At 70.8% G+C, this 21,221-nt stretch carries 19 protein-coding genes and 1 pseudogene; 6 read left to right on the forward strand and 14 right to left on the reverse strand.

Annotated elements, in window-relative coordinates:
- Nucleotides 1–73: 73 nt before the first annotated feature.
- On the forward strand, nt 74–1,213 hold the full coding sequence (locus QMK28_RS29290) for a MarR family transcriptional regulator (protein WP_326442693.1): 1,140 nt from the start codon (nt 74–76) through the stop codon (nt 1,211–1,213).
- Nucleotides 1,214–1,591: 378 nt separating this feature from the next.
- On the opposite strand, the gene QMK28_RS29295 is transcribed toward QMK28_RS29290, so the two are convergent.
- Nucleotides 1,592–2,521, reverse strand: coding sequence for an MBL fold metallo-hydrolase (locus QMK28_RS29295; RefSeq protein ID WP_326442694.1), 930 nt, complete (start codon nt 2,519–2,521; stop codon nt 1,592–1,594).
- An 88-nt stretch (nt 2,522–2,609) separates the two neighbouring features.
- Between QMK28_RS29295 and QMK28_RS29300 the strand changes: the two genes are divergently transcribed.
- Entirely contained in the window at nt 2,610–3,020 is a 411-nt protein-coding gene (locus QMK28_RS29300; protein ID WP_326442696.1) for a MarR family winged helix-turn-helix transcriptional regulator, read from the forward strand.
- A gap of 118 nt (nt 3,021–3,138) precedes the next feature.
- Here the strand turns inward: QMK28_RS29300 and hemB are convergent.
- The 5 genes and pseudogenes from hemB to QMK28_RS29325 form a co-directional block, all read right to left on the reverse strand.
- Nucleotides 3,139–4,107 (reverse strand): annotated as a pseudogene (hemB, locus tag QMK28_RS29305) (porphobilinogen synthase); the annotation flags it as partial.
- 173 nt (nt 4,108–4,280) lie between these two features.
- A complete protein-coding gene (locus QMK28_RS29310; RefSeq protein WP_326442697.1) occupies nt 4,281–5,930 on the reverse strand; it encodes a uroporphyrinogen-III synthase in 1,650 nt (549 codons plus the stop codon).
- Entirely contained in the window at nt 5,927–6,850 is a 924-nt protein-coding gene (gene hemC, locus QMK28_RS29315; protein WP_443050865.1) for a hydroxymethylbilane synthase, read from the reverse strand. The genes QMK28_RS29310 and hemC overlap by 4 nt, the downstream gene beginning before the upstream one ends.
- 98 nt (nt 6,851–6,948) lie before the next feature.
- Complete coding sequence (locus QMK28_RS29320) at nt 6,949–8,421, reverse strand: glutamyl-tRNA reductase (protein ID WP_326442699.1); 1,473 nt, start codon at nt 8,419–8,421, stop codon at nt 6,949–6,951.
- Nucleotides 8,418–9,248, reverse strand: a complete 831-nt coding sequence (locus tag QMK28_RS29325) for a redox-sensing transcriptional repressor Rex (RefSeq protein ID WP_326442700.1) — start codon at nt 9,246–9,248, stop codon at nt 8,418–8,420. The genes QMK28_RS29320 and QMK28_RS29325 overlap by 4 nt, the downstream gene beginning before the upstream one ends.
- Nucleotides 9,249–9,576: 328 nt before the next feature.
- Between QMK28_RS29325 and QMK28_RS29330 the strand changes: the two genes are divergently transcribed.
- From QMK28_RS29330 to QMK28_RS29345, 4 genes are all read left to right on the forward strand, one after another.
- On the forward strand, nt 9,577–9,855 hold the full coding sequence (locus tag QMK28_RS29330; protein ID WP_326442701.1) for a glutaredoxin family protein: 279 nt from the start codon (nt 9,577–9,579) through the stop codon (nt 9,853–9,855).
- 274 nt (nt 9,856–10,129) lie between these two features.
- The gene (locus QMK28_RS29335; protein ID WP_326442702.1) at nt 10,130–11,113 is read left to right on the forward strand and encodes an HAD family hydrolase; all 984 of its coding nucleotides are present in this window, start codon (nt 10,130–10,132) and stop codon (nt 11,111–11,113) included.
- A gap of 614 nt (nt 11,114–11,727) precedes the next feature.
- Nucleotides 11,728–12,534, forward strand: coding sequence for an ECF subfamily RNA polymerase sigma factor, BldN family (locus QMK28_RS29340; protein ID WP_326442704.1), 807 nt, complete (start codon nt 11,728–11,730; stop codon nt 12,532–12,534).
- 257 nt (nt 12,535–12,791) lie between these two features.
- Complete coding sequence (locus QMK28_RS29345; RefSeq protein ID WP_326442705.1) at nt 12,792–14,015, forward strand: DUF5667 domain-containing protein; 1,224 nt, start codon at nt 12,792–12,794, stop codon at nt 14,013–14,015.
- A 57-nt stretch (nt 14,016–14,072) separates the two neighbouring features.
- On the opposite strand, the gene QMK28_RS29350 is transcribed toward QMK28_RS29345, so the two are convergent.
- The 8 genes from QMK28_RS29350 to QMK28_RS29385 form a co-directional block, all read right to left on the reverse strand.
- Nucleotides 14,073–15,110, reverse strand: coding sequence for a lysophospholipid acyltransferase family protein (locus QMK28_RS29350; RefSeq protein WP_326442706.1), 1,038 nt, complete (start codon nt 15,108–15,110; stop codon nt 14,073–14,075).
- A gap of 14 nt (nt 15,111–15,124) precedes the next feature.
- Entirely contained in the window at nt 15,125–16,171 is a 1,047-nt protein-coding gene (locus QMK28_RS29355; protein ID WP_326442708.1) for an NAD-dependent epimerase/dehydratase family protein, read from the reverse strand.
- Nucleotides 16,172–16,488: 317 nt separating this feature from the next.
- A complete protein-coding gene (locus QMK28_RS29360) occupies nt 16,489–16,587 on the reverse strand; it encodes a 30S ribosomal protein bS22 (RefSeq protein ID WP_003948845.1) in 99 nt (32 codons plus the stop codon).
- Nucleotides 16,588–16,709: 122 nt separating this feature from the next.
- The gene (locus tag QMK28_RS29365; protein ID WP_326442709.1) at nt 16,710–16,919 is read right to left on the reverse strand and encodes a helix-turn-helix domain-containing protein; all 210 of its coding nucleotides are present in this window, start codon (nt 16,917–16,919) and stop codon (nt 16,710–16,712) included.
- Nucleotides 16,920–17,044: 125 nt separating this feature from the next.
- Nucleotides 17,045–17,860: a phosphatase gene (locus QMK28_RS29370; RefSeq protein ID WP_326442710.1), complete on the reverse strand. Its 816-nt coding sequence runs from the start codon at nt 17,858–17,860 to the stop codon at nt 17,045–17,047.
- 110 nt (nt 17,861–17,970) lie between these two features.
- Nucleotides 17,971–19,143 carry an acetoin utilization protein AcuC gene (locus QMK28_RS29375; RefSeq protein ID WP_326442711.1) on the reverse strand — a complete coding sequence of 391 codons (1,173 nt, stop codon included), beginning with the start codon at nt 19,141–19,143 and terminating at the stop codon, nt 17,971–17,973.
- Nucleotides 19,094–20,365: an MFS transporter gene (locus tag QMK28_RS29380; RefSeq protein WP_326442712.1), complete on the reverse strand. Its 1,272-nt coding sequence runs from the start codon at nt 20,363–20,365 to the stop codon at nt 19,094–19,096. Before QMK28_RS29380 ends, QMK28_RS29375 begins: the two co-directional genes overlap by 50 nt.
- A gap of 43 nt (nt 20,366–20,408) precedes the next feature.
- Entirely contained in the window at nt 20,409–21,053 is a 645-nt protein-coding gene (locus QMK28_RS29385) for an HAD family hydrolase (RefSeq protein WP_326442713.1), read from the reverse strand.
- Nucleotides 21,054–21,221 lie beyond the last annotated feature (168 nt).

The following is a 21,221-nucleotide window of genomic DNA, read 5'->3' on the forward strand; positions in this document are numbered from 1 at the left end:
ACCCCCGCCGGGTGCGATCAACACCCAGGCGAGGGTCTAACCACCGAGATCGCCCCTTAAGAAAGTCGATCCCATGGCTGTTGCCAACCTTGGCGCTGCCCCGCGCCCGGACGCTCCCCCCATGGCCTCCCCCGGCTACGGAAAACGCTCCGCGCCAGGCCAAAGCCCGCACCACGCCGACGACTTCGCCCATCTGGCGGAGCGCGAGGCGGCGGTCGCCTCCTACATCGACCGCCTCCCCGAAGGTGCCGCGATGGACGCCAAAAACCTCGCCAAAAACCTGCCTCTCTACGGCCAGAAATCCGTCCGCTCCGCCCTCAACCTGATCTCCGAAGCCGGCAACCTGCGACGCGTCAAAGAAACCGTCGGCGACGGCGGCTCGCAGTGGGTCTACCGGACCTACTTCACCCGGACGCCCCGGGGCGACGCCTGGTGGGCCCGCTTCCTCGCAGGCGGCGCACCCGAGACGGTCACGGAGACGGTCGCGGAGACCGCCCCGGCGCGTACGGACCCGCCGCCCCCAACCCCCGCACCGCCAGCGGACTTTCACGCGGACGAGGGACCACGCCCCACCCCGCCCCCGATCCCCCGCCAGCGGCAACGCCCCGTACAGCCCGGCCCGTACGCATGGTCCGGCCCCTACGCACCGGCCGCCCCGCCGACCCGGCCCGTACGCCCCGCCCGGCCCGTACGCCCCGCCCGGCCCGTACGGTCCACCCGGCCCCCGCGCTCACCCGCCTACGAAACCCTGGCCGCCCTCGGCCGCACCGCCCCCCGCATGACCCTCTCCGCCGCCGAATGCCAGGCCCTCGAACCCCTCGCCGAGGAATGGCTCGCACGCGGAGCAAACAACGCCGACATCATCCGAGCACTCACAGCCGGGCTCCCCACCGACGTCCACTCACCCGGAGCCCTCGCCCGCAGGCGACTCACCGACAAACTGCCACCCGAACCCACCACCACAGCCCCCGACCACCCCTTCGGCGAGCAACCCACACTTCGCCCACCCCTCCGCATCATGGAATGCACCGAATGCCGCGCCCCCGGCCCACCCCAAGCGCTCCCCGGCGGCCTCTGCCGCACCTGCACCACCCAAGCCCTGCCACCCACACCACCGCCCACCCCCGCCGGCCTCTCCCCCGAAGAAGTCCACGCCCGCGCCGCCCTACTCCGCGCAGCCGCAGGCCTCCCCGGACGCAGCGCGCCACGCTGACCCCGCCCAATTGATCCGGCGGGTCAGCCCTCGGAGATGCCGAGTTCGTTCCGGGTGAGGCCGAATTCGCCGAGCATGGCGTCGAGGGAGACCCTGCTGCCGTCGTCCGAGGCGGCGCGCGACAGCACCCGTAGCGCGTCCAGAAGATCTTCCTGCGAGCCGTCGAGCTCCCTGGGTCCGGCGACACCGATGACGGCGGCCCGGCTTGCGGTGCCGCTCGATCACTACGTCCTCGCCGGCCTCAGCCGCCCCGATCAGTCCGACCACACCTCTGTCGGCCGCTTCGCTCACAGACAACACATTCGGGATCGACATGGGTCAATCTATACAGACCCTTCGAGAATCTGGACAAATTCCCACCCGCCACCACCACGCCGGTTACCGCTCGGGCACCCAGCCAAAGCCCTCCGAGTCCCGACCGACCCGCCCAAAAACAACATCCGCGAAGTGCACCCCGAACCCAACCGTGCCCGGCGTCGCCAGTTCCTCCAGCAGTTGCCGCCGAGTGCGTTCCGCCTGCTCCGAGTCGGCGTCCGCGACCACCGTCCACTCCGGATGCCGGACCTGGACCGGCGAGTGCAGCGCGTCGCCGAAAGCGATCAGCCGCTGCACCTCGGACCCATCACCGGCCCCAGCCTCATCCCCCGCCCCAGCCCCGACTGACGTGATCTCGAACGCCGCATGCCCCGGCGTATGACCAGGCGTCGCCAGCACCCGCACCCCGGGGAAGATTTCCTCGCCCTGCTCAACCATGCGGACGCGCGGCGTCAGCGCCCCCACCATCTCCGCGGTCACCCCATGCTGCGCGGCAGCGCCCCGGTGCTCCCACTCCGTCGCCGTGAGCAGCACCTCGGCCCCCGCGAAGGCGGGCTGCGCCGCCCAGCCGACATGGTCGCCGTGCAGGTGGGTGATGGCAATGGCCTCGACCTGGTCGGGCGTACGGCCCAGCCGGGCGAGGCTGTCCGGGAACGTGCCGCCGTGGATTTCACCCATCACCGGATTGTCCGGGTCCGCGGGGGCCGACTGCGGTCCGACGCCGGCGTCGATGAGCAGGGCGCGGCCTCCGTGCTCGACCAGCAGGCCGCCGATGCTCCCGACGAGGCTGCCGTCGGGGTCGAGGTACCGGCGATTCGTCTCCCAGTCCTGGTCGGCCGTGCCCGGGAACCAGCCTCGGGGCTTGAGCCGCACCGCGCCGTCGAGCACATAGCTGAGCTTCAACTCGCCGAGCCGAAGGGTCCGTTGCTGCGAGACCGCGGTCAAGCGCCGCACGGCGTCCGCTTCGATCTCTGTGACCTCTGTGATCTCCATGGCACAGAAACTTACAACTAGAACCATTCAAGTTGCAACCTTTCTAGCTGCAACCTTTCTAACTTTACGCAGTCGTTAGGATGGGGGCATGACGATCGCCGAGCGGGAGCTGTGCGGGCTGGTGAGCGGCCTGGCGCAGGAAATCGAGGCGCATATCCGCGTTCTCGCGGCGAAGCTGAATCTCACCGCGCCCCAGGCCATCGCGCTGCGCGAACTGACCGGGCCGTTGACCATGCGCGAGCTGGCCGGGCGGATGACGTGCGAGCCGTCCAACGCGACGTTCGTCGTCGACCGGCTGGAGAGCCAGGGCCTGGTCGTACGGGAGCCGCACCCCACCGACCGGCGTGCCAAGCAGCTCGTCCTCACGCCTGCGGGCGCTGAGCTGCGCGCCCAGCTGATCGAGGCATTCGTCGGGAACTCGCCGCTCGCCGCTCTGACGGACCAGGAGCAGAAGTCCCTGCGCGAACTGCTGCTCCGCGCGAGCGGGCGTAGTAGGTAGCGAGCGCGACACAGCGAGCGCGCAGCGAGAAGCCCCCGTCGGACGACCGGTCAACCGGTCGCCCGACGGGGGCCTCGTGCTCACAACTGCCGGACAGCTCTAAGCCGCCGCGCCAGCCCTAAAGCCGCCGCGCGACCTCCGCCGCCCAATACGTGAGGATCATGTTCGCGCCCGCCCGCTTCGCGCCGGTGAGCGTCTCCATGATGATGCGCTCGCGCTCCACCCAGCCGTTGGCCGCGGCGGCCTCGATCATCGCGTACTCGCCCGACACCTGGTAGGCGGCGACCGGCACGTCCACCGCGTCGGCGACCTGGCGCAGGATGTCGAGGTACGGCAGGGCCGGCTTGACCATGACGATGTCGGCGCCCTCGGCGAGGTCCAGCGCCAGCTCGCGCATGGACTCACGCGCGTTGGCCGGGTCCTGCTGGTACGTCTTGCGGTCGCCGGTGAGCGAGGAGTCGACGGCCTCGCGGAAGGGGCCGTAGAACGCCGAGGCGTACTTCGCGGTGTAGGCCATGATCGACACGTCCTGGTGACCCGCGCCGTCCAACGCCTCGCGTACGACGCGGACTTGGCCGTCCATCATGCCGGACGGGCCGACCATGTGGACGCCCGCCTCGGCCTGGACGCGGGCCATCTCGGCGTAGCGCTCCAGCGTCGCGTCGTTGTCCACCCGGCCCTGAGCGTCCAGGACGCCGCAGTGGCCGTGGTCGGTGAACTCGTCCAGGCACAGGTCGGACATGACGACCAGGTCGTCGCCGACCTCCGCCCGTACGTCGCGGATGGCGAGCTGGAGGATGCCGTTCGGGTCGGTGCCGGACGAGCCGATCGCGTCCTTGGTCTTCGGGATGCCGAAGAGCATGATTCCGCCGACGCCCGCCGCGACGGCATCGGCCGCCGCCTTCCGCAGGGTGTCGCGGGTGTGCTGCACGACGCCCGGCATGGTCGAGACCGGCACCGGCTCGCTGATGCCCTCCCGCACGAAGGCGGGGAGGATCAGGTCGGCCGGGTGCAGCCGGGTCTCGGCGACCATCCGCCGTACCGCGGGGTTGACCCGCAGCCGGCGCGGACGGGCGCCGGGGAAGGCCGGGCCGGAGCCGTGACCAGAGCCAGGACCGGAGCTGTGACCGGAGCTGTGACCGGAGCCAGGACCGAGCCCCTGACCAGCCGCGGAAGCCGCGGAACCGTTACCGCTCGGGCCGACCGGCCCACGGTCCCGCTCAGAACCCGGCCCCGAACCCCGCCGGGAATCGTACGTGCTCAACTGCGTGCCCTCCTACGCGATCCGGGCCGTCGCTCGCTCGGCCTGGTGACCTGGTCCCCGGCCTCCACCGCGGCGGCCCGCCGGGCGGCGCCGAAGTCCGCGAGCGCCTCGGCCAGCTTGTGCACCGAGGGTTCCGGGGAGAGTACGTCCACCCGCAGCCCGTGCTCCTCCGCCGTCTTGGCGGTGGCCGGGCCGATGCAGGCGATGACGGTGACATTGTGCGGCTTGCCCGCGATGCCCACGAGGTTGCGCACGGTGCTCGACGAGGTGAAGAGCACCGCGTCGAAGCCACCGCCCTTGATCGCCTCACGGGTGTCGGCCGGCGGCGGCGAGGCGCGCACGGTCCGGTAGGCCGTGACGTCGTCCACCTCCCAGCCCAGCTCGATCAGGCCCGCGACCAGCGTCTCGGTCGCGATGTCGGCGCGCGGCAGGAAGACCCGGTCGATCGGGTCGAACACCGCGTCGTACGGCGGCCAGTCCTCCAGCAGCCCGGCCGCGGACTGCTCACCGCTGGGCACCAGATCCGGCTTGACGCCGAAGTCCACCAGCGCGGCGGCCGTCTGCTCGCCGACCGCGGCGACCTTGATCCCGGCGAAGGCGCGGGCGTCGAGCCCGTACTCCTCGAACTTCTCCCGGACCGCCTTGACGGCGTTGACCGAGGTGAAGGCGATCCACTCGTAGCGGCCGGTGACCAGGCCCTTGACCGCGCGCTCCATCTGCTGCGGAGTGCGCGGCGGCTCGACCGCGATGGTCGGCACCTCGTGCGGCACCGCGCCGTACGAGCGCAGTTGGTCGGAGAGCGAGGCCGACTGCTCCTTCGTCCGCGGCACGAGCACCTTCCAGCCGAAGAGCGGCTTGGACTCGAACCACGAGAGCTGTTCGCGCCGGGCGGCGGCGCAGCGCTCGCCGACCACGGCTATGACGGGCTGGCCGGCGTCCGGCGAAGGCAGCACCTTCGCCGCCTTGAGCACCTGGGCCACGGTCCCGAGGGTCGCGTTCCAGGTGCGCTGCCGGGTGGTGGTGCCGGCGACGGTGACGGTCATCGGGGTATCGGGCTTGCGCCCGGCCGCGACCAGTTCGCCGGCCGCGGCGGCGACCGCTTCGAGGGTGGTGGAGACGACGGCGGTCGCTTCGCTCGCGCCGACCTCCAGCCAGCGGCGGTCGGTGGCCTTGCGGGCGTCGATGAAGCGGACGTCCACTCCGTCGGCGTCCCGCAGCGGCACTCCGGCGTAGGCGGGCACGCCGACGAGGGTGGCCACACCGGGCACCACCTCGAAGACGATGCCCTCGGCGGCGCAGGCCAGCATCTCGGCTGTCGCGTCGCCGTCCAGGCCGGGATCGCCGGTGACCGCGCGGACCACCCGCTTGCCGCCGCGTGCCGCCCCCATGACAAGATTGGTCACGTCCCTCAACACCGGGACTCTGTCGGCGGCTGACGATTCGTCAACGACCGGTTGCAGCGGCATGTCGACGTTTTCGCGCGCATGCGCGCGCACCACGTCGAGCACCCGTTCATCGGCGATCAATACGTCCGCGTGGGACAGCGCCTCTACGGCGCGCAGTGTGAGCAGTCCCGGATCTCCGGGTCCGGCACCGAGGAAGGTGACGTGCCCGAGTGCGGGAAGGTTCGAGGTCGTGGGGCTCAATGTGCTCGCTCCCCCATAAGACCGGCGGCACCCTTGGCGAGCATCTCGGCAGCGAGTTCGCGGCCGAGAGCCGCGGCGTCTTGAGGGGCCGCGGGTACGGGACCAGTGGTGGACAGCTGCACCAGCGTCGAGCCGTCGGTTGTCCCGACGACAGCGCGCAGGCGCATTTCGGTGGCAATCTGCCCGTCAACCAACAGGTCGGCCAACGCACCCACAGGTGCGGAGCAGCCGGCCTCCAGGGCGGCGAGCAGAGTTCGCTCGGCGGTCACGGCGGCCCGGGTGTACGGGTCGTCGAGCTCGGCGAGCAGGCTCGCGAGGGCGGTGCCCTCACGAACATGATCAAGGGCGCATTCGATCGCCAGGGCGCCTTGGCCCGGGGCGGGCAGGACCGAGTCGACGTCCAGCAGTTCGGTCGCCTCCTCGATCCGGCCGATGCGGATGAGTCCGGCGGCGGCCAGCACCACGGCGTCGAGCTCCCCGGAGCGGACGAAGCCGATCCGGGTGCCGACGTTGCCGCGGATCGGCACCGTCTCGATGTCACGGCCCAGCGAGCGCGCCCAGGCGTTCAGCTGCGCCATCCGGCGCGGCGACCCGGTGCCCACCCGGGCACCGTCGGGAAGCTGCTCGAAGGTCAGGCCGTCGCGGGCGACCAGCGCGTCGCGCGGGTCCTCGCGGGCCGGGATCGCGGCCAGTACGAGGCCGTCGGCCGGCGCGGTCGGCAGGTCCTTCAGCGAGTGCACCGCGAAGTCGATCTCGCCGCTGAGCAGCGCGTCGCGCAGCGCGGAGACGAAGACGCCGGTTCCGCCGATCTGCGCGAGGTGCTCCCGCGAGGTGTCACCGTACGTGGTGATCTCGACCAGCTCGACGGGCCGGCCGGTGAGGCCGCGCACCGCCTCGGCGACCCGCCCGGACTGGGCCATGGCGAGCTCGCTCCGCCTGGTGCCGAGTCGGAGCGGCTGCCGGCCTCCCGGACCGCCCGGGGCTCCCGGGCCCCCGAAGGCCGTAGTGGATGTGTCGTTCATGCCCGCTCCCGTCCAGGGTCACGCGTATCGGCCCGGCTGACGGCTGCTACCGCCTGCGGGTCGAGGTCGAAAAGTTCGCGCAGCGCGTCCGCGTACCCGGCGCCGCCGGGTTCACCCGCCAGCTGCTTGACCCGCACGGTGGGCGCGTGCAGGAGTTTGTCGACGACACGGCGCACGGTCTGGGTGATCTCCGCGCGCTCCTTGTCGTCCAGGTCGGGCAGCCGTCCGTCGAGCCGGGCGATCTCACCGGCGACGACGTCCGCGGCCATGGTGCGCAGGGCGACCACGGTCGGAGTGATCTGCGCGGCGCGCTGGGCGGCGCCGAAGGCGGCGACCTCGGCGGAGACGATGGCCCGCACCTGGTCGACGTCGGCGGCCATCGGCGCGTCGGCGGAGGCTTCGGCGAGCGCTTCGATGTCGACGAGGCGCACGCCGTCGAGGCGGTGCGCGGCGGCGTCGATGTCGCGCGGCATCGCGAGGTCCAGCAGGGCCAGCGTCACGGCCGCGCCGTCATCGGTGCAGTCCGCGCCGGCGACGCCCGCCGGACAGTTCTCGGCGGTCGGCCGTACGGAGGCGGGGGCGGCGCTGTCGGGAGCGCGGCGCGCGAGGGCGTCGCGTACGTCCTCGTGGGTCAGCACGAGGCCGGTCGCGCCGGTGCAGGAGACGACGATGTCGGCGAGGGCCAGCTCGGCATCGATGGTGGCGATCGGCACGGCCCGCGCGGCGAAGCCGAACCCGGGTGTGCCGAGCGCGTCCAGCACGCCCGCGGTGACCTGCTCGGTCAGCAGCGCGGCGAGCCGCTCGGCGCGCTCCAGGGTCCGGTTGGCGACGATCACTTCGCCGACGCCGGCCCGCGCGAGCGTCGCCGCGGCGAGCGAGGACATCGAGCCCGCGCCGATCACCAGCGCGCGCTTGTCGCTCGCCCACTCGGCGACCGGCCGGCCGGACGCGAGCTGTTCGAGTCCGAACGTGACCAGCGACTGCCCGGCCTTGTCGATGCCGGTCTCGCTGTGCGCCCGCTTGCCGACCCGCAGGGCCTGCTGGAAGAGGTCGTTGAGCAGCTTGCCGGCCGTGTGCTGGTCCTGCCCGACCGCGAGCGCGTCCTTGATCTGGCCGAGGATCTGGCCCTCGCCCACCACCATCGAGTCCAGCCCGCAGGCGACCGAGAAGAAGTGGTGGACGGCCCGGTCCTCGTAGTGCACGTACAGGTAAGGGGTCAGCTCTTCGAGATCGACGCCGCTGTGGTGCGCGAGCAGCATCGACAGCTCGGCGACGCCGGCGTGGAACTTGTCCACGTCCGCGTACAGCTCGATGCGGTTGCAGGTGGCGAGCACCACGGCCTCGGCGGCGGGTTCGGCCGCGAGGACGTCCTGCAACAGCTTGCCCCGCGCCTCGGGCGCGATGGCGGCACGTTCCAGCACGCTCACCGGCGCGCTGCGGTGGCTCAGACCGACGACGAGCAGACTCATGCCGGCATCACGGCGGGCACGTCCCCGTCAGGTCCTCGCTTGCCGTTCTTACCGGCCGCCGCGGCACGGGTGCCGCGGCGCTGTGCGGCCGGGCGCTCCCTCTCCTCGGTGGCATGCGCGGCCACGGCGTCGAGACCCGCTTCATGAGCCGCGTCCGCCGCGTCCTCGGCAGCCTTGCGCTGCTCGTGGAACGCGAGGATCTGCAGCTCGATCGACAGGTCGACCTTGCGCACGTCCACCCCGTCCGGAACGGACAGCACGGTGGGCGCGAAGTTGAGGATCGAGGTCACCCCGGCGGCGACGAGCCGCTCGCAGACCTGCTGGGCGGCGCCGGCCGGCGTCGCGATGACGCCGATCGAGACGCCGTTGTCGCTGATGATCGCCTCAAGCTCATCCGTGTGCCGCACCGGCAGACCCGCGACCGGCTTGCCGGCCATCTCCGGGTCGGCGTCGATCAGCGCGGCGACCCGGAAACCACGGGAGGCGAAGCCGCCGTAGTTGGCGAGCGCGGCGCCGAGATTGCCGATGCCGACGATGACGACGGGCCAGTCCTGGGTCAGGCCGAGCTCACGGGAGATCTGGTAGACGAGGTACTCGACGTCATAGCCCACCCCGCGGGTGCCATAAGAGCCGAGGTACGAGAAGTCCTTGCGCAACTTGGCCGAGTTGACCCCGGCCGCGGCCGCGAGTTCCTCCGACGACACCGTGGGCACCGAGCGCTCGGACAGCGCGGTCAGAGCGCGCAGATACAGCGGCAGACGGGCGACGGTGGCCTCGGGAATGCCTCGGCTGCGGGTCGCCGGTCGGTGCGTTCGGCCAGTTGCCACGGTGCTCCTGCGGGTAGAGCGGGGCTGCGGGCGGTCGTCTGTTCCCGGACCGCCCCGTCGACAGCAGGCTATGTCTTTGTGAACGCGTGCACAAAGATGGTGTCCGCTTTGTCCGAGCAAAGTGACAGGCGTCACGCGCACTTTCCGGCCGGTGGCGGAACCGCCGATCGGAGCACGCCGTTCGCGCCGGTGTCCGGTGAGAGCAGCCGCGAACACGCGCTCATCCTCCTCGCTTCGCCGCCCCCGGACACCACTACAAATCGCCCACGATGCTAATCGACCCGACACCCGCTCCGTAACGAGCGCGTCAGGGTTGCACAATGCAGCCATGACTCCGCTGCTGCGCCGCACCGCCCGCAAGAACCCGGCTGAGAGCACCGTCACACTCATCGGCAAGCCCGGCTGCCATCTGTGCGACGACGCGGAGCGGATCATCGAGCGGATCTGCGGCGAACTGGGCGCGGCGTGGGAGAAGCGCGACATCACCCAGGACGAGGAGCTGCACCGCAAGTACTGGGAGCAGATCCCGGTCATCCTGATCGACGGCGCCCAGCACGACTTCTGGCGCGTCGACCCGAAACGACTCCGGGCGGCGCTGGGCGGCTAGCGCCGCGGCCGGCAGGTTGTCCCCCGGAGTGGGAGCGCCTCAGGTTGCGCCCCTGTCCTCAATCGCCGGACGGGCTAAATTCAGCCCTCCCCCGGCCGAAGGCTGGGGGAGATTGAGGACGGCCGCAGCCTTCGGACGGCGTGCCGCGATCCGGGCACCGCGAGCCGAGAACACCGGCCCACCTGCCCACGGCCAGACCCGCGGTCACCGCGAATTCACGCCGCCGCATCCTCCCCGTTCCAGCCGTCCCGAACAGACTGGCTATGCTCGCCGCATGGCCTCTCTCGGATGGCTCACCCCCCGTAAGCGTTCCGCCACCGCGCGCAGCGTGCTGGCAGGCGAGGCAGCGGCCGAGGCAGCGCGCAAGACCTCGCAGGACATCAGCGACCAGGCATTCGGCGGCGCCGAATTCGCCGGGCCGGACGGCGACACCCGTACGGTGCCCGCGAAAGCCGTCCCCGATGAGCCGGAGTTCCCGGTCACCGGGGACCACCTCGCCGCCGCCTTCTTCGACCTCGACAACACCGTCATGCAGGGCGCCGCGATCTTCCACTTCGGCCGCGGCCTCTACAAGCGGAACTTCTTCCACAAGCGCGAACTCGCCCGCTTCGCCTGGCAGCAGGCGTACTTCCGGCTGGCCGGCTCGGAGAACCCGGAGCACATGGAGGAGGCGCGCAACAGCGCGCTGTCCATCGTCAAGGGCCACCGCGTCTGTGAACTGACGCGGATCGGCGAGGAGATCTACGACGAGTACATGGCCGAGCGGATCTGGCCCGGCACCCGCGCGCTGGCCCAGGCGCACCTCGACGCCGGCCAGAAGGTCTGGCTGGTCACCGCCGCGCCGGTGGAGACCGCCACGATCATCGCCCGCCGGCTCGGTCTGACCGGCGCGCTGGGCACCGTCGCCGAGTCCATCGGCGGCGTCTACACCGGCAAGCTGGTCGGCGAGCCGCTGCACGGCCCCGCGAAGGCGGAGGCGGTACGCGCCCTCGCGACGGCCGAGGGCCTGGACCTCACCCGCTGCGCCGCCTACAGCGACTCGGCCAACGACATCCCCATGCTCTCGCTCGTCGGCTATCCGTACGCGGTCAATCCGGACAAGGGCCTGCGCCAGCACGCCCGCGAGCACGGCTGGCGGCTGCGCGACTACCGGACCGGCCGCAAGGCGGCCAAGATCGGCATCCCGGCCGCGGCCGGCCTGGGCGCACTGGCCGGCGGCGCGGCGGCCGCGGTAGCCCTGCAACGCCGCCGCCGCTGACCCGACGGCCGGGGCCCCCGAACCGCACTGAACGATCACGAACGACCGCACGCGACCAAGAACGACTCCGCCCAACCACACACAGCCCGCACAACGCCACACACGGCCCGCCCAGCGCCTCGCCGCGCCTGAGCGGGCCGTTCGCATGTCCGCCCGCCCGCGCCGCCCACGCGGCCCGCTCGCGTCCGCACCGCCCGCGCGCGTCCCGCGCCACCTGTGCGCCCGACGAGGCTCCGCCCACCCCGTACGACACTCCCGGGCCCCGGCCCGCTCCCGAGCCGCCGACACCCGGTGTCAGGACCGCATTCCGGGCTTCCTACCCCCGCCGCCCCGGCAGCGAACCCCCGCTTACCGCGCCGCCGCTGGATCCGTACAACACGCCGCCCAACCAGGCAGAACACGACAGAAAGTGATCAACATAAGGCCACTGTTCGATACTTGAACAGCCATCATTCCGCATCGGAGTGGGCGCAACCGGTGATTTGAGCAACTGGGTGTAGCGCCGCCTGTACGAAGCGTTATTCTCCTCACACGCAAACCGGTACCCACGCGTCCCTACGACGGGTGAACGGTTCCGCACTGAACGTGATGGAAGCTCTGCCTCTGGGAGTCCCGTGTACCCACACGTCGGGGTTGACACCTCGGGCCTGGCTACGCTGCGCGCAACGGTCGTCGACCGCCTGCGCGCTTTCGTCCCCACCGCGTATGCCGTCCCTGCCCTCGCCGCACCTGTCCCCGCTGGTCCCGCCCGACCCGTACGTCCCGTACGCCCCGCCTACGCCTTGGCCGACGGGAGCGCGGCGGTCGGCAGACGCAGTCGTGCCGGCGCCGGCACGACCACTACCACTGCCCGTCGCCCCAGCGCGGACAGTGACAGCCACCGCATGCTGGAACTCGTCGAACGAGCCCAGGCCGGCGAGACCGAAGCCTTCGGCCAGCTCTACGACCAGTACTCCGACACCGTCTACCGCTACATCTATTACCGCGTCGGCGGAAAGGCGACCGCGGAGGACCTCACGAGCGAGACCTTCCTGCGCGCCCTGCGCCGCATCGGCACCTTCACCTGGCAGGGCCGCGACTTCGGCGCCTGGCTGGTGACCATCGCCCGCAACCTCGTCGCCGACCACTTCAAGTCCAGCCGTTTCCGGCTGGAGGTCACGACCGGCGAGATGCTGGACGCCAACGAGGTCCAGCGCAGTCCCGAGGACTCGGTGCTCGAATCCCTCTCCAACGCCGCCCTTCTGGAAGCGGTCCGCAAGCTCAACCCGCAGCAACAGGAGTGCGTGACCCTCCGTTTCCTCCAGGGGCTCTCGGTCGCCGAAACGGCCCGGGTCATGGGGAAGAACGAAGGCGCGATCAAAACCCTGCAGTACCGGGCCGTACGGACACTGGCCCGCATCCTTCCGGACGACGCCCGCTAGCACCGGGAGCACCCCCGGACACCGGTGGCCTCAGGATTCCGGTCGCCCCCGGATTCCGGGCGGTCCGATCATCGGCAGGGCGTAACCCGAGTGCCTCGATGCTCGTTGGGCGGAGTGCAGACTCCCTGCGGTCACGCCATGCCCGCGTCCACTCACTCGATCGAGTGGACGCGTGCAAGGCGTGCAACCCTTCGGCCAGTCTGGAGAGTCCATCCAGTCCGGGGAGTCGATCGTCATGACGAGAGGAGGTGCCGCCCGTGATCGCGAACGTATCGGCGCACCGGCGGGCCAACGCCTTCGCCCAGGCTCTGGAGGACCAAGTCCTCGAGAGCGCGGCGGCCGAGCAGTCCGAGGCATCGGCGGAGAACGCCGAGCAGGGACGGCTCATGGCTGTGACGGGCGGGCTCGGCTCGCTGCCTGCACCGAAGTTGGACCCGGAGGTGAAAACCGTCCAGCGAGCGCAACTGATCGCCGCGATGGAAACGCTCTGGGCAGAGGGCACGGCGGCGGGGGGACCCCCTCAGGTTCCCGAGCAGCGCGCCGCCAAGGGCAGCCACCGGGCCGGCCCGATGAGCCGGTTCCGGCCGCGGTCCCGCTGGTCCCGGGGGCTCGCGGCCGGCGGGCTCACCGTCGGGGTGGCCGCCGGCGCCTTCAGCGGTGTCGCGGCGGCGAGTTCCGACGCGCTGCCCGGTGACTCGCTGTATGGCCTCAAGCGTGGGATGGAGGACTTCAAGCTCGGCCTCGCCGACGGCGACAACGACCGCGGGGACCTCTACCTCGACCAGGCGTCCACCCGGCTCCAGGAGGCCCGCCGCCTCATGGAGCGCGGCCGGGCCGCCGACCTGGACCACGAGTCGCTGGGCGAGATCCGCCGGGCGCTCTCCGGGATGCGGCACGACGCCTCGGAAGGCCACCGGCTGCTGCACGAGGCGTACGAACGCGACGGCTCGATCATCCCGATCCAGACCCTCAACTCGTTCAGCAAGTCGCACCGCGAGAGCTGGAGCCGACTGCGCGACCGGCTGCCCGTCCAGCTCACCGACGTCGGCGACGAAGTCAGTTCCGTCTTCGACGCCATAGACGATGAGGTCGGCCCGCTGCGGTCGCTGCTGCCGCCCGAGCCGGACGGCAAGCCCGGCCGGCAGGACCGACAGCGGACCGGCGGTTCCGAGGGTGCCGGAGCATCGGAGCGTACGACCGCTCCCGCGCCGTCCTCGGCGGCTCCGTCCGACGGCAAGCAGCGCGGCGGCGGCGGCAAGCCGCGTCCCTCCTCCTCCTCCGAGAAGAAGGACGGCGGACTGCTCGGCGGCGGCGGACTGCTCGACCCCGAGCCGAGCGACAGCCCGGCGACCCCGGACAAGAGCGGCAAGGGCAGCAAGGGAGGCGGCCTCGACAATCCGACGCGGCCCGACGTCACCATCCCGCCGCTGCTCCCCGACCTGCTGCCGGGCTTCGGCATCGACGGCGGGGACGCCAAGTAGCACCCGCACCAAGCGTTACCCGGCAGCACCTCGCAACGGCGCTCGGTCTCAGAAGTCTCAGAAGAAGACCGAGCGCCGTTGCACGAGCAGCTTGTACAGCGTGTGCTGGATCGTCTCCCGCACCTGATCGGTCAGATTGAACATCAGCATCGGGTCCTCGGCGGCCTCCGGCGGGAAGCCGTCCGTCGGGATCGGCTCGCCGAACTGGATGGTCCACTTCGTCGGCAGCGGTATCCCGCCCAGCGGCCCCAGCAGCGGGAAGGTCGGCGTGATCGGGAAGTACGGGACGCCGAGCAGCCGGGCCAGCGTCCTCGAATTGCCGATCATCGGGTAGATCTCCTCCGCGCCGACGATCGAGCACGGCACGATCGGCACCCCGGCCTTCAGCGCCGTGGAGACGAAGCCGCCGCGCCCGAAGCGCTGCAGCTTGTAGCGCTCCGAGAACGGCTTCCCGATGCCCTTGAAGCCCTCCGGCATCACCCCGACCACCTCGCCGCGCTCCAGCAGCCGCTGCGCGTCCTCCGCGCACGCCAGGGTGTGGCCCGCCTTGCGCGCCAGCTCGTTGACGACCGGCAGCATGAAGACGAGGTCGGCGGCGAGCAGCCGCAGATGCCGGTCGGCGGGGTGCTTGTCGTGCACCGCGACCTGGAGCATCAGGCCGTCGAGCGGCAGCGTCCCGGAGTGGTTGGCGACGATCAGCGCGCCGCCGGTGTCGGGGATGTTCTCGATGCCCTTCACCTCGACCCGGAAGTACTTCTCGTACAGCGGGCGCACCATCGCCATCAGGACCTGGTCGGTGAGGTCCTTGTCGTAGCCGAACTCGTCGACCTCGTACTCCCCGGTGATCCGCCGCCGCAGGAAGCTCAGCCCCTGCGCCACCCGCCGGTCCCAGCCCGCGCCGGCCGGTTCCGCGCCGGCCTCCGCGGCGTCCGTGACCTCGGGGATGTCCTGCGCGAGCCACTGCTCCTCGCGCGGCTCCGGCACCGGCTTGAGCGGACCCTGGGCGTGCCCCTGGTTCGTACGCCCGGCCCGCCTGCCGCCCCTGCGCCGGGACCGCGGCTCCTCGCCGAACGGGATGACCTTGGCGTCCGCCATCGTTGGTGAGCTCCTCACTGGGCCGCGCCGGGTGCGGCCAGCACACCGGCGAGGCGGTCGACGGTACGGGCAAGCACCGCGGGCGGGAGCAGCCCGGGTCCGCGGCTGCGCGCGAAGTCCTCGAAGGTCTCGGCCGTCGTGTACCTCGGCGTGAATCCCAGTGTCTCTCGCATCTGGGTGGTCTGGACGACCCGGCCGTGGGTGAGCAGCCGGATCTGCTCCGGTGAGAAGTCGGTGACGCCGACGGTGCGCAGCGCCGAGCCGACCCAGGTGACGGTCGGCAGCAGGAACGGCAGCGTCGGGCGGCCGAGCCGGCGGGCGGTCTGCGAGAGCAGCAGGACGCCGTCGCCGGCGATGTTGAAGGTGCCGCTGTTGAGCGAGCCGCGGGCGGGTTCGGAGGCTGCGATCCGCAGGACGTCGATCACATCGTCCTCGTGCACGAACTGGAGCCTCGGGTCGTAGCCGAGGACGGTCGGCAGCACGGGCAGCGAGAAGTACTCGGCGAGCGGCGAATCGGCGCACGGACCGAGGATGTTGGCGAACCGCAGCACCGCCACGGCGACGTCGGGCCGGCGCCGGGCGAATCCCCTGACGTACCCCTCGACCTCGACGGTGTCCTTCGCGAAACCGCCGCTGGGCAGCGATTTTGGCGGAGTGCTCTCGGTGAAGACAGCCGGGTCGCGCGGCGCGGAACCGTACACGCTGGTGCTGGACTTGACCACGAGCCGTTTGACGGACGGCGCCTTCTGGCAGGCGCCGAGCAGCTGCATGGTGCCGATCACGTTGGTCTCCTTGACCAGCGCCCGGCCGCCCCCTCTGCCGATCGGGGTGCCGGTGACGTTCATATGCACGACGGTGTCGACGGCGTGCTCGGCGAGCACCTTGGCGATCATCGGGTGCCGTATGTCGGCCCGGACGAATTCGGCGCCGCCCAAATGGTGCTCGGGTGGCACGGAGTCGACCCCGATCACCCGCTCGACGTCGGGATCGCGCTGAATACGGCGTACAAAACGGCCCCCGAGTTGACGGGCCACACCGGTGACGAGCACGACCTTGCCCAAGATCAGCGCCTTCCTCACACCCCGCCGGGACCCGAACGGTCCCAGCGCCCTGCGGTCACCGTATCGGGTGGACGTTGCGCTGTGATGACCGCACGATGCAGCGAGCTACATTTCCGGACGCGAAGACGCCGCTGCGGTGAATCAGGTGCGAACGGGACGGGAGCGGGCCTTGGGACCGGGGCCTGGGACCGGATCGGCCGGATCAGCCGTCCGGGCGCGCGCCCGGCGCACGGCATCCGCAAACGCCACCGCCTGCAAACGCCACCGCCCTCCCACCTGTGTGGTGGGAGGGCGGTGAACACGTGCTCAGCGTTCGCTTACTTCTTGTTGCGACGCTGCACGCGAGTGCGCTTGAGCAGCTTGCGGTGCTTCTTCTTAGCCATCCGCTTGCGCCGCTTCTTGATAACAGAGCCCACGACTACCCTCGCTTACTTCGATTTCACTCGGTGCGGGGCGTCCGAGCCCACACTACCTACGTCGGCCCAGCCTACCCGGCACCGAGTGAGGCGCGTAATCCGAGGGGAAACGTCGGGCTCAGTCAGGCCGACTCGACCCCCACATAGGACTCTCGGAGGTACTCGTGGACCGCCTGTTCTGGGACCCGGAAGGACCTTCCCACCCGGATCGCCGGCAGATGACCGCTGTGCACCAAGCGGTACACGGTCATCTTGGACACACGCATTACCGAGGCGACTTCCGCCACGGTCAGGAACACAACCTCGCTGAGAGGCTTATCGCCAGCAGCCATGACACACCTGAACCTTCCGCACATGACAGGCACCGGCTTCCCCTCCGGTGACTCCTGCTCGTATGCGTCATCCCCAGGTTAGGGGCGGGTGATGCGAGTGGGGAAGAGGTGTTACGACCGGCCGCCTACTGTGACAGACACGCCCGATTGAGTACATAGCGAGTAAGCGGTCGGTAGTAATCAGACCGCACAGCGTCATCAAGCGGAACGGCGACGGACACCCGCCCCTCGGCCTCTCCGACGAACAGCGCGGGGTCGTCCGTATCCGCCAGACCGATGGCCTCAATACCCAGCTGACCTGCCCCGCAGACCCACCCATGGTCCCCGATGACGAGCGCCGGCAGGGGCGTCAGGGCGTCTGCGACGGCCCCCAGAGCGGTACGAATCGGGAGGGGGGAGTGGGTGTGCACGCCCGGCGCACTTCGCGCACTCCGCGCGCCGGGATCGCGCATCAGCGCGACTCCCCGGACGTAGTCGAGGTTGTAGGTGCGTACCCCGAACCGGGTCGTTATGTCGATACATCTCCCATACGCGGGAGTGAGGATCCGACAGCCCGCCGCCGACAACGCGTCCGCCAACGCGGCGTAGAAGTCGAGGAGTCGATGCGGATGACCGGTGCCCAGGAGCACCGGGGCGCCCGCTTCGGCGACCGCCATGACCCGAGCTGCGAAGGAATCAAGAGCGTCGATCGTACGGTCCGGATCGATCACATCTAAGCCTGAAATATGCGCTGGATCGTCCGAAACCCCACATCTGTCGTGCATGAGTTTCAGCAATTCGGCGAGCGGCCAGTCCTGTTCCGGCTCCAGGCCGAGCAGCACCTGCGGATCGCGGGCGGCGAACAGCCGGTAGCGGCGCAGGCTCTGCTCCCGGGTCGTGGCCACCGGGCCGGCCAATCGCGCCTCCAGCAGATGCGCGCGCAACTCGTCGGCACTCGTCACACCGTCATCGTCGCGCGCCGCCGGCCCGCTCGGCGTACGAACCGTCAAAAACCGCCCCAACGGGGTCTTTTCGCCTCCTACAGCTCTCCTCTACGGCTCCCTACGGCTCCCTACGGCAACAGCCCGTGCGCCGGAAAGACCGCCCGCCGGGTCGCCAGGATCGCCTGGTCCAACCGGTCCGACGGGTCGTATCCGGAATCCGCGAAATCCCGCCAGCGAGGCTGCCGGCCGTCCGTCATCCGGATCGGCGCCGACTGCCGCGTCCGCCGGTAGACCTCCTGCCGCCACTCCTCCGGCACCTCCGTCCCGGGCGGCACCGGCTGCCCCGCGGCGATGGCGACCAGGTGCGTCCAGCTCCGCGGCACCACGTCCACCACCGCGTACCCCCCGCCGCCGAGCGCGACCCAGCGCCCCCGCGCGTGCTCGTGCGCCAGCGCGTGGCATGCCTCCGCGACCGAGCGCTGCGCGTCCAGGCTCACCGCCAAGTGCGCCAACGGGTCCTCGAAGTGCGTGTCCGCGCCGTGCTGCGTCACGATCACCTGCGGCCGGAACGCGCCCAGCAGCTCCGGCACCACCGCGTGGAACGCCCGCAGCCAGCCCTCGTCGCCGGTCCCGGCCGGCAGCGCCACATTGACCGCGCCGCCAGGGGCGCCCTCGCCGCCCGTCTCCTCCGGCCAGCCGGTCTGCGGGAACAGCGTCCTGGGGTGCTCGTGCAGCGAGATCGTCAGCACCCTCGGGTCGTCCCAGAACGCCGTCTGCACGCCGTCGCCGTGGTGCACGTCCACATCCACGTACGCGACCCGCTCCGCGCCCAGCTCCAACAGCCGGGCCACCGCGAGCGCCGCGTCGTTGTAGATGCAGAAACCCGACGCGCCGCCGGGCATCGCGTGATGCAGCCCACCCGAGAAGTTCACCGCGTGCAGCGCCTCGCCGGCCCACACGGCCTCGGCCGCGCCCACCGACTGCCCGGCGATCAGCGCCGAGGCCTCGTGCATCCCGGCGAACGCCGGATCGTCCTCGGTGCCGAGCCCGTACGCGGGGTCCGCCGCCTTCGGATCGGCCGAGGCCGCCCGCACCGCGTTCACGTAGTCCTGCCGGTGCACGAGCCGCAGCGTCGAATCCCCGGCCGGCTTCGCGGCCACCAGCCGCACGGCGCGGTCCAGCCCGAACGCCTCGACCAGCCGCATGGTCAGTGCGAGCCGCACCGGGTCCATCGGATGGCCGGGCCCGAAGTCATAGCCCGTTACTGCTTCGTCCCACATCAGCTGTGCGCGGCCGCTCATGCCCATCACGGTATCCGGCGGGCTCCGGCTCGAAGGAGCGGGCATAGAACAGCATCGCCAGAACGAGCACCATCGGCACCAGCATCGCCCCGCGATAGCTCCACGCGTCGCCCAGCGCGCCCACCAGCGGCGCGCCGACCAGGAAGCCGACGTAGTTGAAGATGTTGAGCCGCGCTATCGCGGTATCCGAGGCCCCCGGGAAAAGCCTGCCGGCCGCCGCGAACGTCTGCGGCACGATCACGCACAGCCCCAGGCCCAGCAGCGTGAACCCCAGCATGCCCACCCAGGCCCCCGGCGCCCCCGCGACCACCCCGAAGCCGACCGCCGCGATCACCGCGCCACAGCGCACCACCGCGGCCGCCCCGAACCGCCGCACGCCCAGGTCCCCGACCGCCCGGCCGAGCAGCGTGGTGACCATATAGACGTTGTACGGGACGGTGGCGAGCTGCTCGGAGCTGTGCAGCACGTCCTGGAGGTACTTCGCGCTCCAGTTGGAGACCGTCGAGTCGCCGATGTAGGCGATGGCCATCACCATGCAGAGCGGCAGCAGCAGCTTCATCGATACGGGGGCGTGGGCAACGGCGGGGGCTTCGGGATGTTCGGCGGGAGCGGCCGGGTCCGAAGACCCCGCCGAATTCCGCGCCGGCCCGCCCGCCGCCGCTCGCTGGTCCACGTACCAACGGCTCGCCACCAGGGCGAGCGGTACGAGCACCGCGACCACCGGCGCGTACAGCACCGCGAGCGACAGCTGCCAGTGCGCGCCCACCCAGCCCAGCGAGGCCCCGACGATGCCGCCGAGGCTGTACGCGGCGTGGAAGCCCAGCATGATGCTGCGGCCGTACGCCCGCTGGAGGCTCACCCCGAGCATGTTCATCGAGGCGTCGAGCGCGCCGACCGCCAGCCCGAAAGCGGCCAGGGCCAGCGCCAGTTGCCACAGCTCGTCGCCCAGCCCCGCGCCGAACAGCACCAGGCAGACGACCGGCTGGGCCCAGCGCAGTACGGCGCTCGGCCGCGCCCGCTTCACCAGATGCTCGGTGGCGACGCTGCCGACACCCGCGAGGATGGGGACGGCCGCCAGGAAGATCGGCAGAACCGCGTCGCTCATCCCGTAGCGGTCCTGCAACGCCGGAATCCGAGTGACCAGCAGCGCGAAGACGACACCCTGGACGAAAAAACTGATGGCCAACGAGCCCCGGCCGCGCCCAAGGCGCGCGTCTGTCATGGCTGTGCAGCGTACGGCCCGTGGCTACCCGTGGGTAGATGGATCACACAAGCAATTGCGGCAACTCCGCCATGTCCGCGAACAGCCCCGTCGCCCCGGCCAGTCCGGCGGCCGGCGTCATCGCCGTGAAACCGTACACATCCATCCCCGCCGCGACGGCCGCCCGTACCCCGAGCGGACTGTCCTCGACGACCGCGCACCGCTCCGGCGCCACGCCCATCACCCGGGCCGCGTGCAGAAAGAGGTCCGGTGCGGGCTTGCCCCGGCCGACGTCCTGCGAGCTGAAGATCCGCTCCTCGCCGAACGACTCGAACAGGCCCGTCTTGTGCAGCGCGACGCGGATCCGCTCGTGGCTGCCCGAAGAGGCGAGGCAGTACGGCACACCGTCCGCCACCAGCTTCCCGAGCACCTCGCTCACTCCGTCCACCGGCTGAAGCTCGCGCCGGAACGCCTCGAAGACCCGCCCATGGAACGCCTCGTCGAAGCCCTCGGGCAGTCGCTGCCCGGAGCGCTCCAGCACAACGTCATGGATGCGGTGCACGGCGGCGCCCATGTAGTCGCGGAGCGAGTCCTCGTAACTGGTGGGGTGCCCCAGCTCCGTCAGATAGTCGGCGAGGATCTTGTTCGAGATCGGCTCACTGTCCACCAGGACACCGTCGTTATCAAAAATGACCAAGTCATACCGCATTCGTTCACTCTAGGCAGTTCGCCGGAAGTGGATGCTGGTTTTGAACGCAGAAAAGCTCCGGTCCCTGAACCGAAGTTCAGGGACCGGAGCTTTTCTAAAGATTGTTCGGCGGCGTCCTACTCTCCCACAGGGTCCCCCCTGCAGTACCATCGGCGCGGAAAGGCTTAG

The organism is Streptomyces sp. H27-D2 (assembly GCF_035828615.1).
In the GTDB taxonomy this organism is placed as follows: Bacteria; Actinomycetota; Actinomycetes; order Streptomycetales; family Streptomycetaceae; genus Streptomyces.

What these genes read in the sequence shown, in the direction of transcription:
- QMK28_RS29290 (WP_326442693.1), top strand. Translation starts at nt 74, where the DNA reads ATGGCTGTTGCCAACCTTGGCGCTGCCCCGCGCCCGGACGCTCCCCCC.
- QMK28_RS29295 (WP_326442694.1), bottom strand. Translation starts at nt 2,521, where the DNA reads ATGGAGATCACAGAGGTCACAGAGATCGAAGCGGACGCCGTGCGGCGC.
- QMK28_RS29300 (WP_326442696.1), top strand. Translation starts at nt 2,610, where the DNA reads ATGACGATCGCCGAGCGGGAGCTGTGCGGGCTGGTGAGCGGCCTGGCG.
- hemC (WP_443050865.1), bottom strand. Translation starts at nt 6,850, where the DNA reads ATGGCCCAGTCCGGGCGGGTCGCCGAGGCGGTGCGCGGCCTCACCGGC.
- QMK28_RS29320 (WP_326442699.1), bottom strand. Translation starts at nt 8,421, where the DNA reads ATGAGTCTGCTCGTCGTCGGTCTGAGCCACCGCAGCGCGCCGGTGAGC.
- QMK28_RS29330 (WP_326442701.1), top strand. Translation starts at nt 9,577, where the DNA reads ATGACTCCGCTGCTGCGCCGCACCGCCCGCAAGAACCCGGCTGAGAGC.
- QMK28_RS29335 (WP_326442702.1), top strand. Translation starts at nt 10,130, where the DNA reads ATGGCCTCTCTCGGATGGCTCACCCCCCGTAAGCGTTCCGCCACCGCG.
- QMK28_RS29350 (WP_326442706.1), bottom strand. Translation starts at nt 15,110, where the DNA reads ATGGCGGACGCCAAGGTCATCCCGTTCGGCGAGGAGCCGCGGTCCCGG.
- QMK28_RS29365 (WP_326442709.1), bottom strand. Translation starts at nt 16,919, where the DNA reads ATGGCTGCTGGCGATAAGCCTCTCAGCGAGGTTGTGTTCCTGACCGTG.
- QMK28_RS29375 (WP_326442711.1), bottom strand. Translation starts at nt 19,143, where the DNA reads ATGAGCGGCCGCGCACAGCTGATGTGGGACGAAGCAGTAACGGGCTAT.
- QMK28_RS29380 (WP_326442712.1), bottom strand. Translation starts at nt 20,365, where the DNA reads ATGACAGACGCGCGCCTTGGGCGCGGCCGGGGCTCGTTGGCCATCAGT.
- QMK28_RS29385 (WP_326442713.1), bottom strand. Translation starts at nt 21,053, where the DNA reads ATGCGGTATGACTTGGTCATTTTTGATAACGACGGTGTCCTGGTGGAC.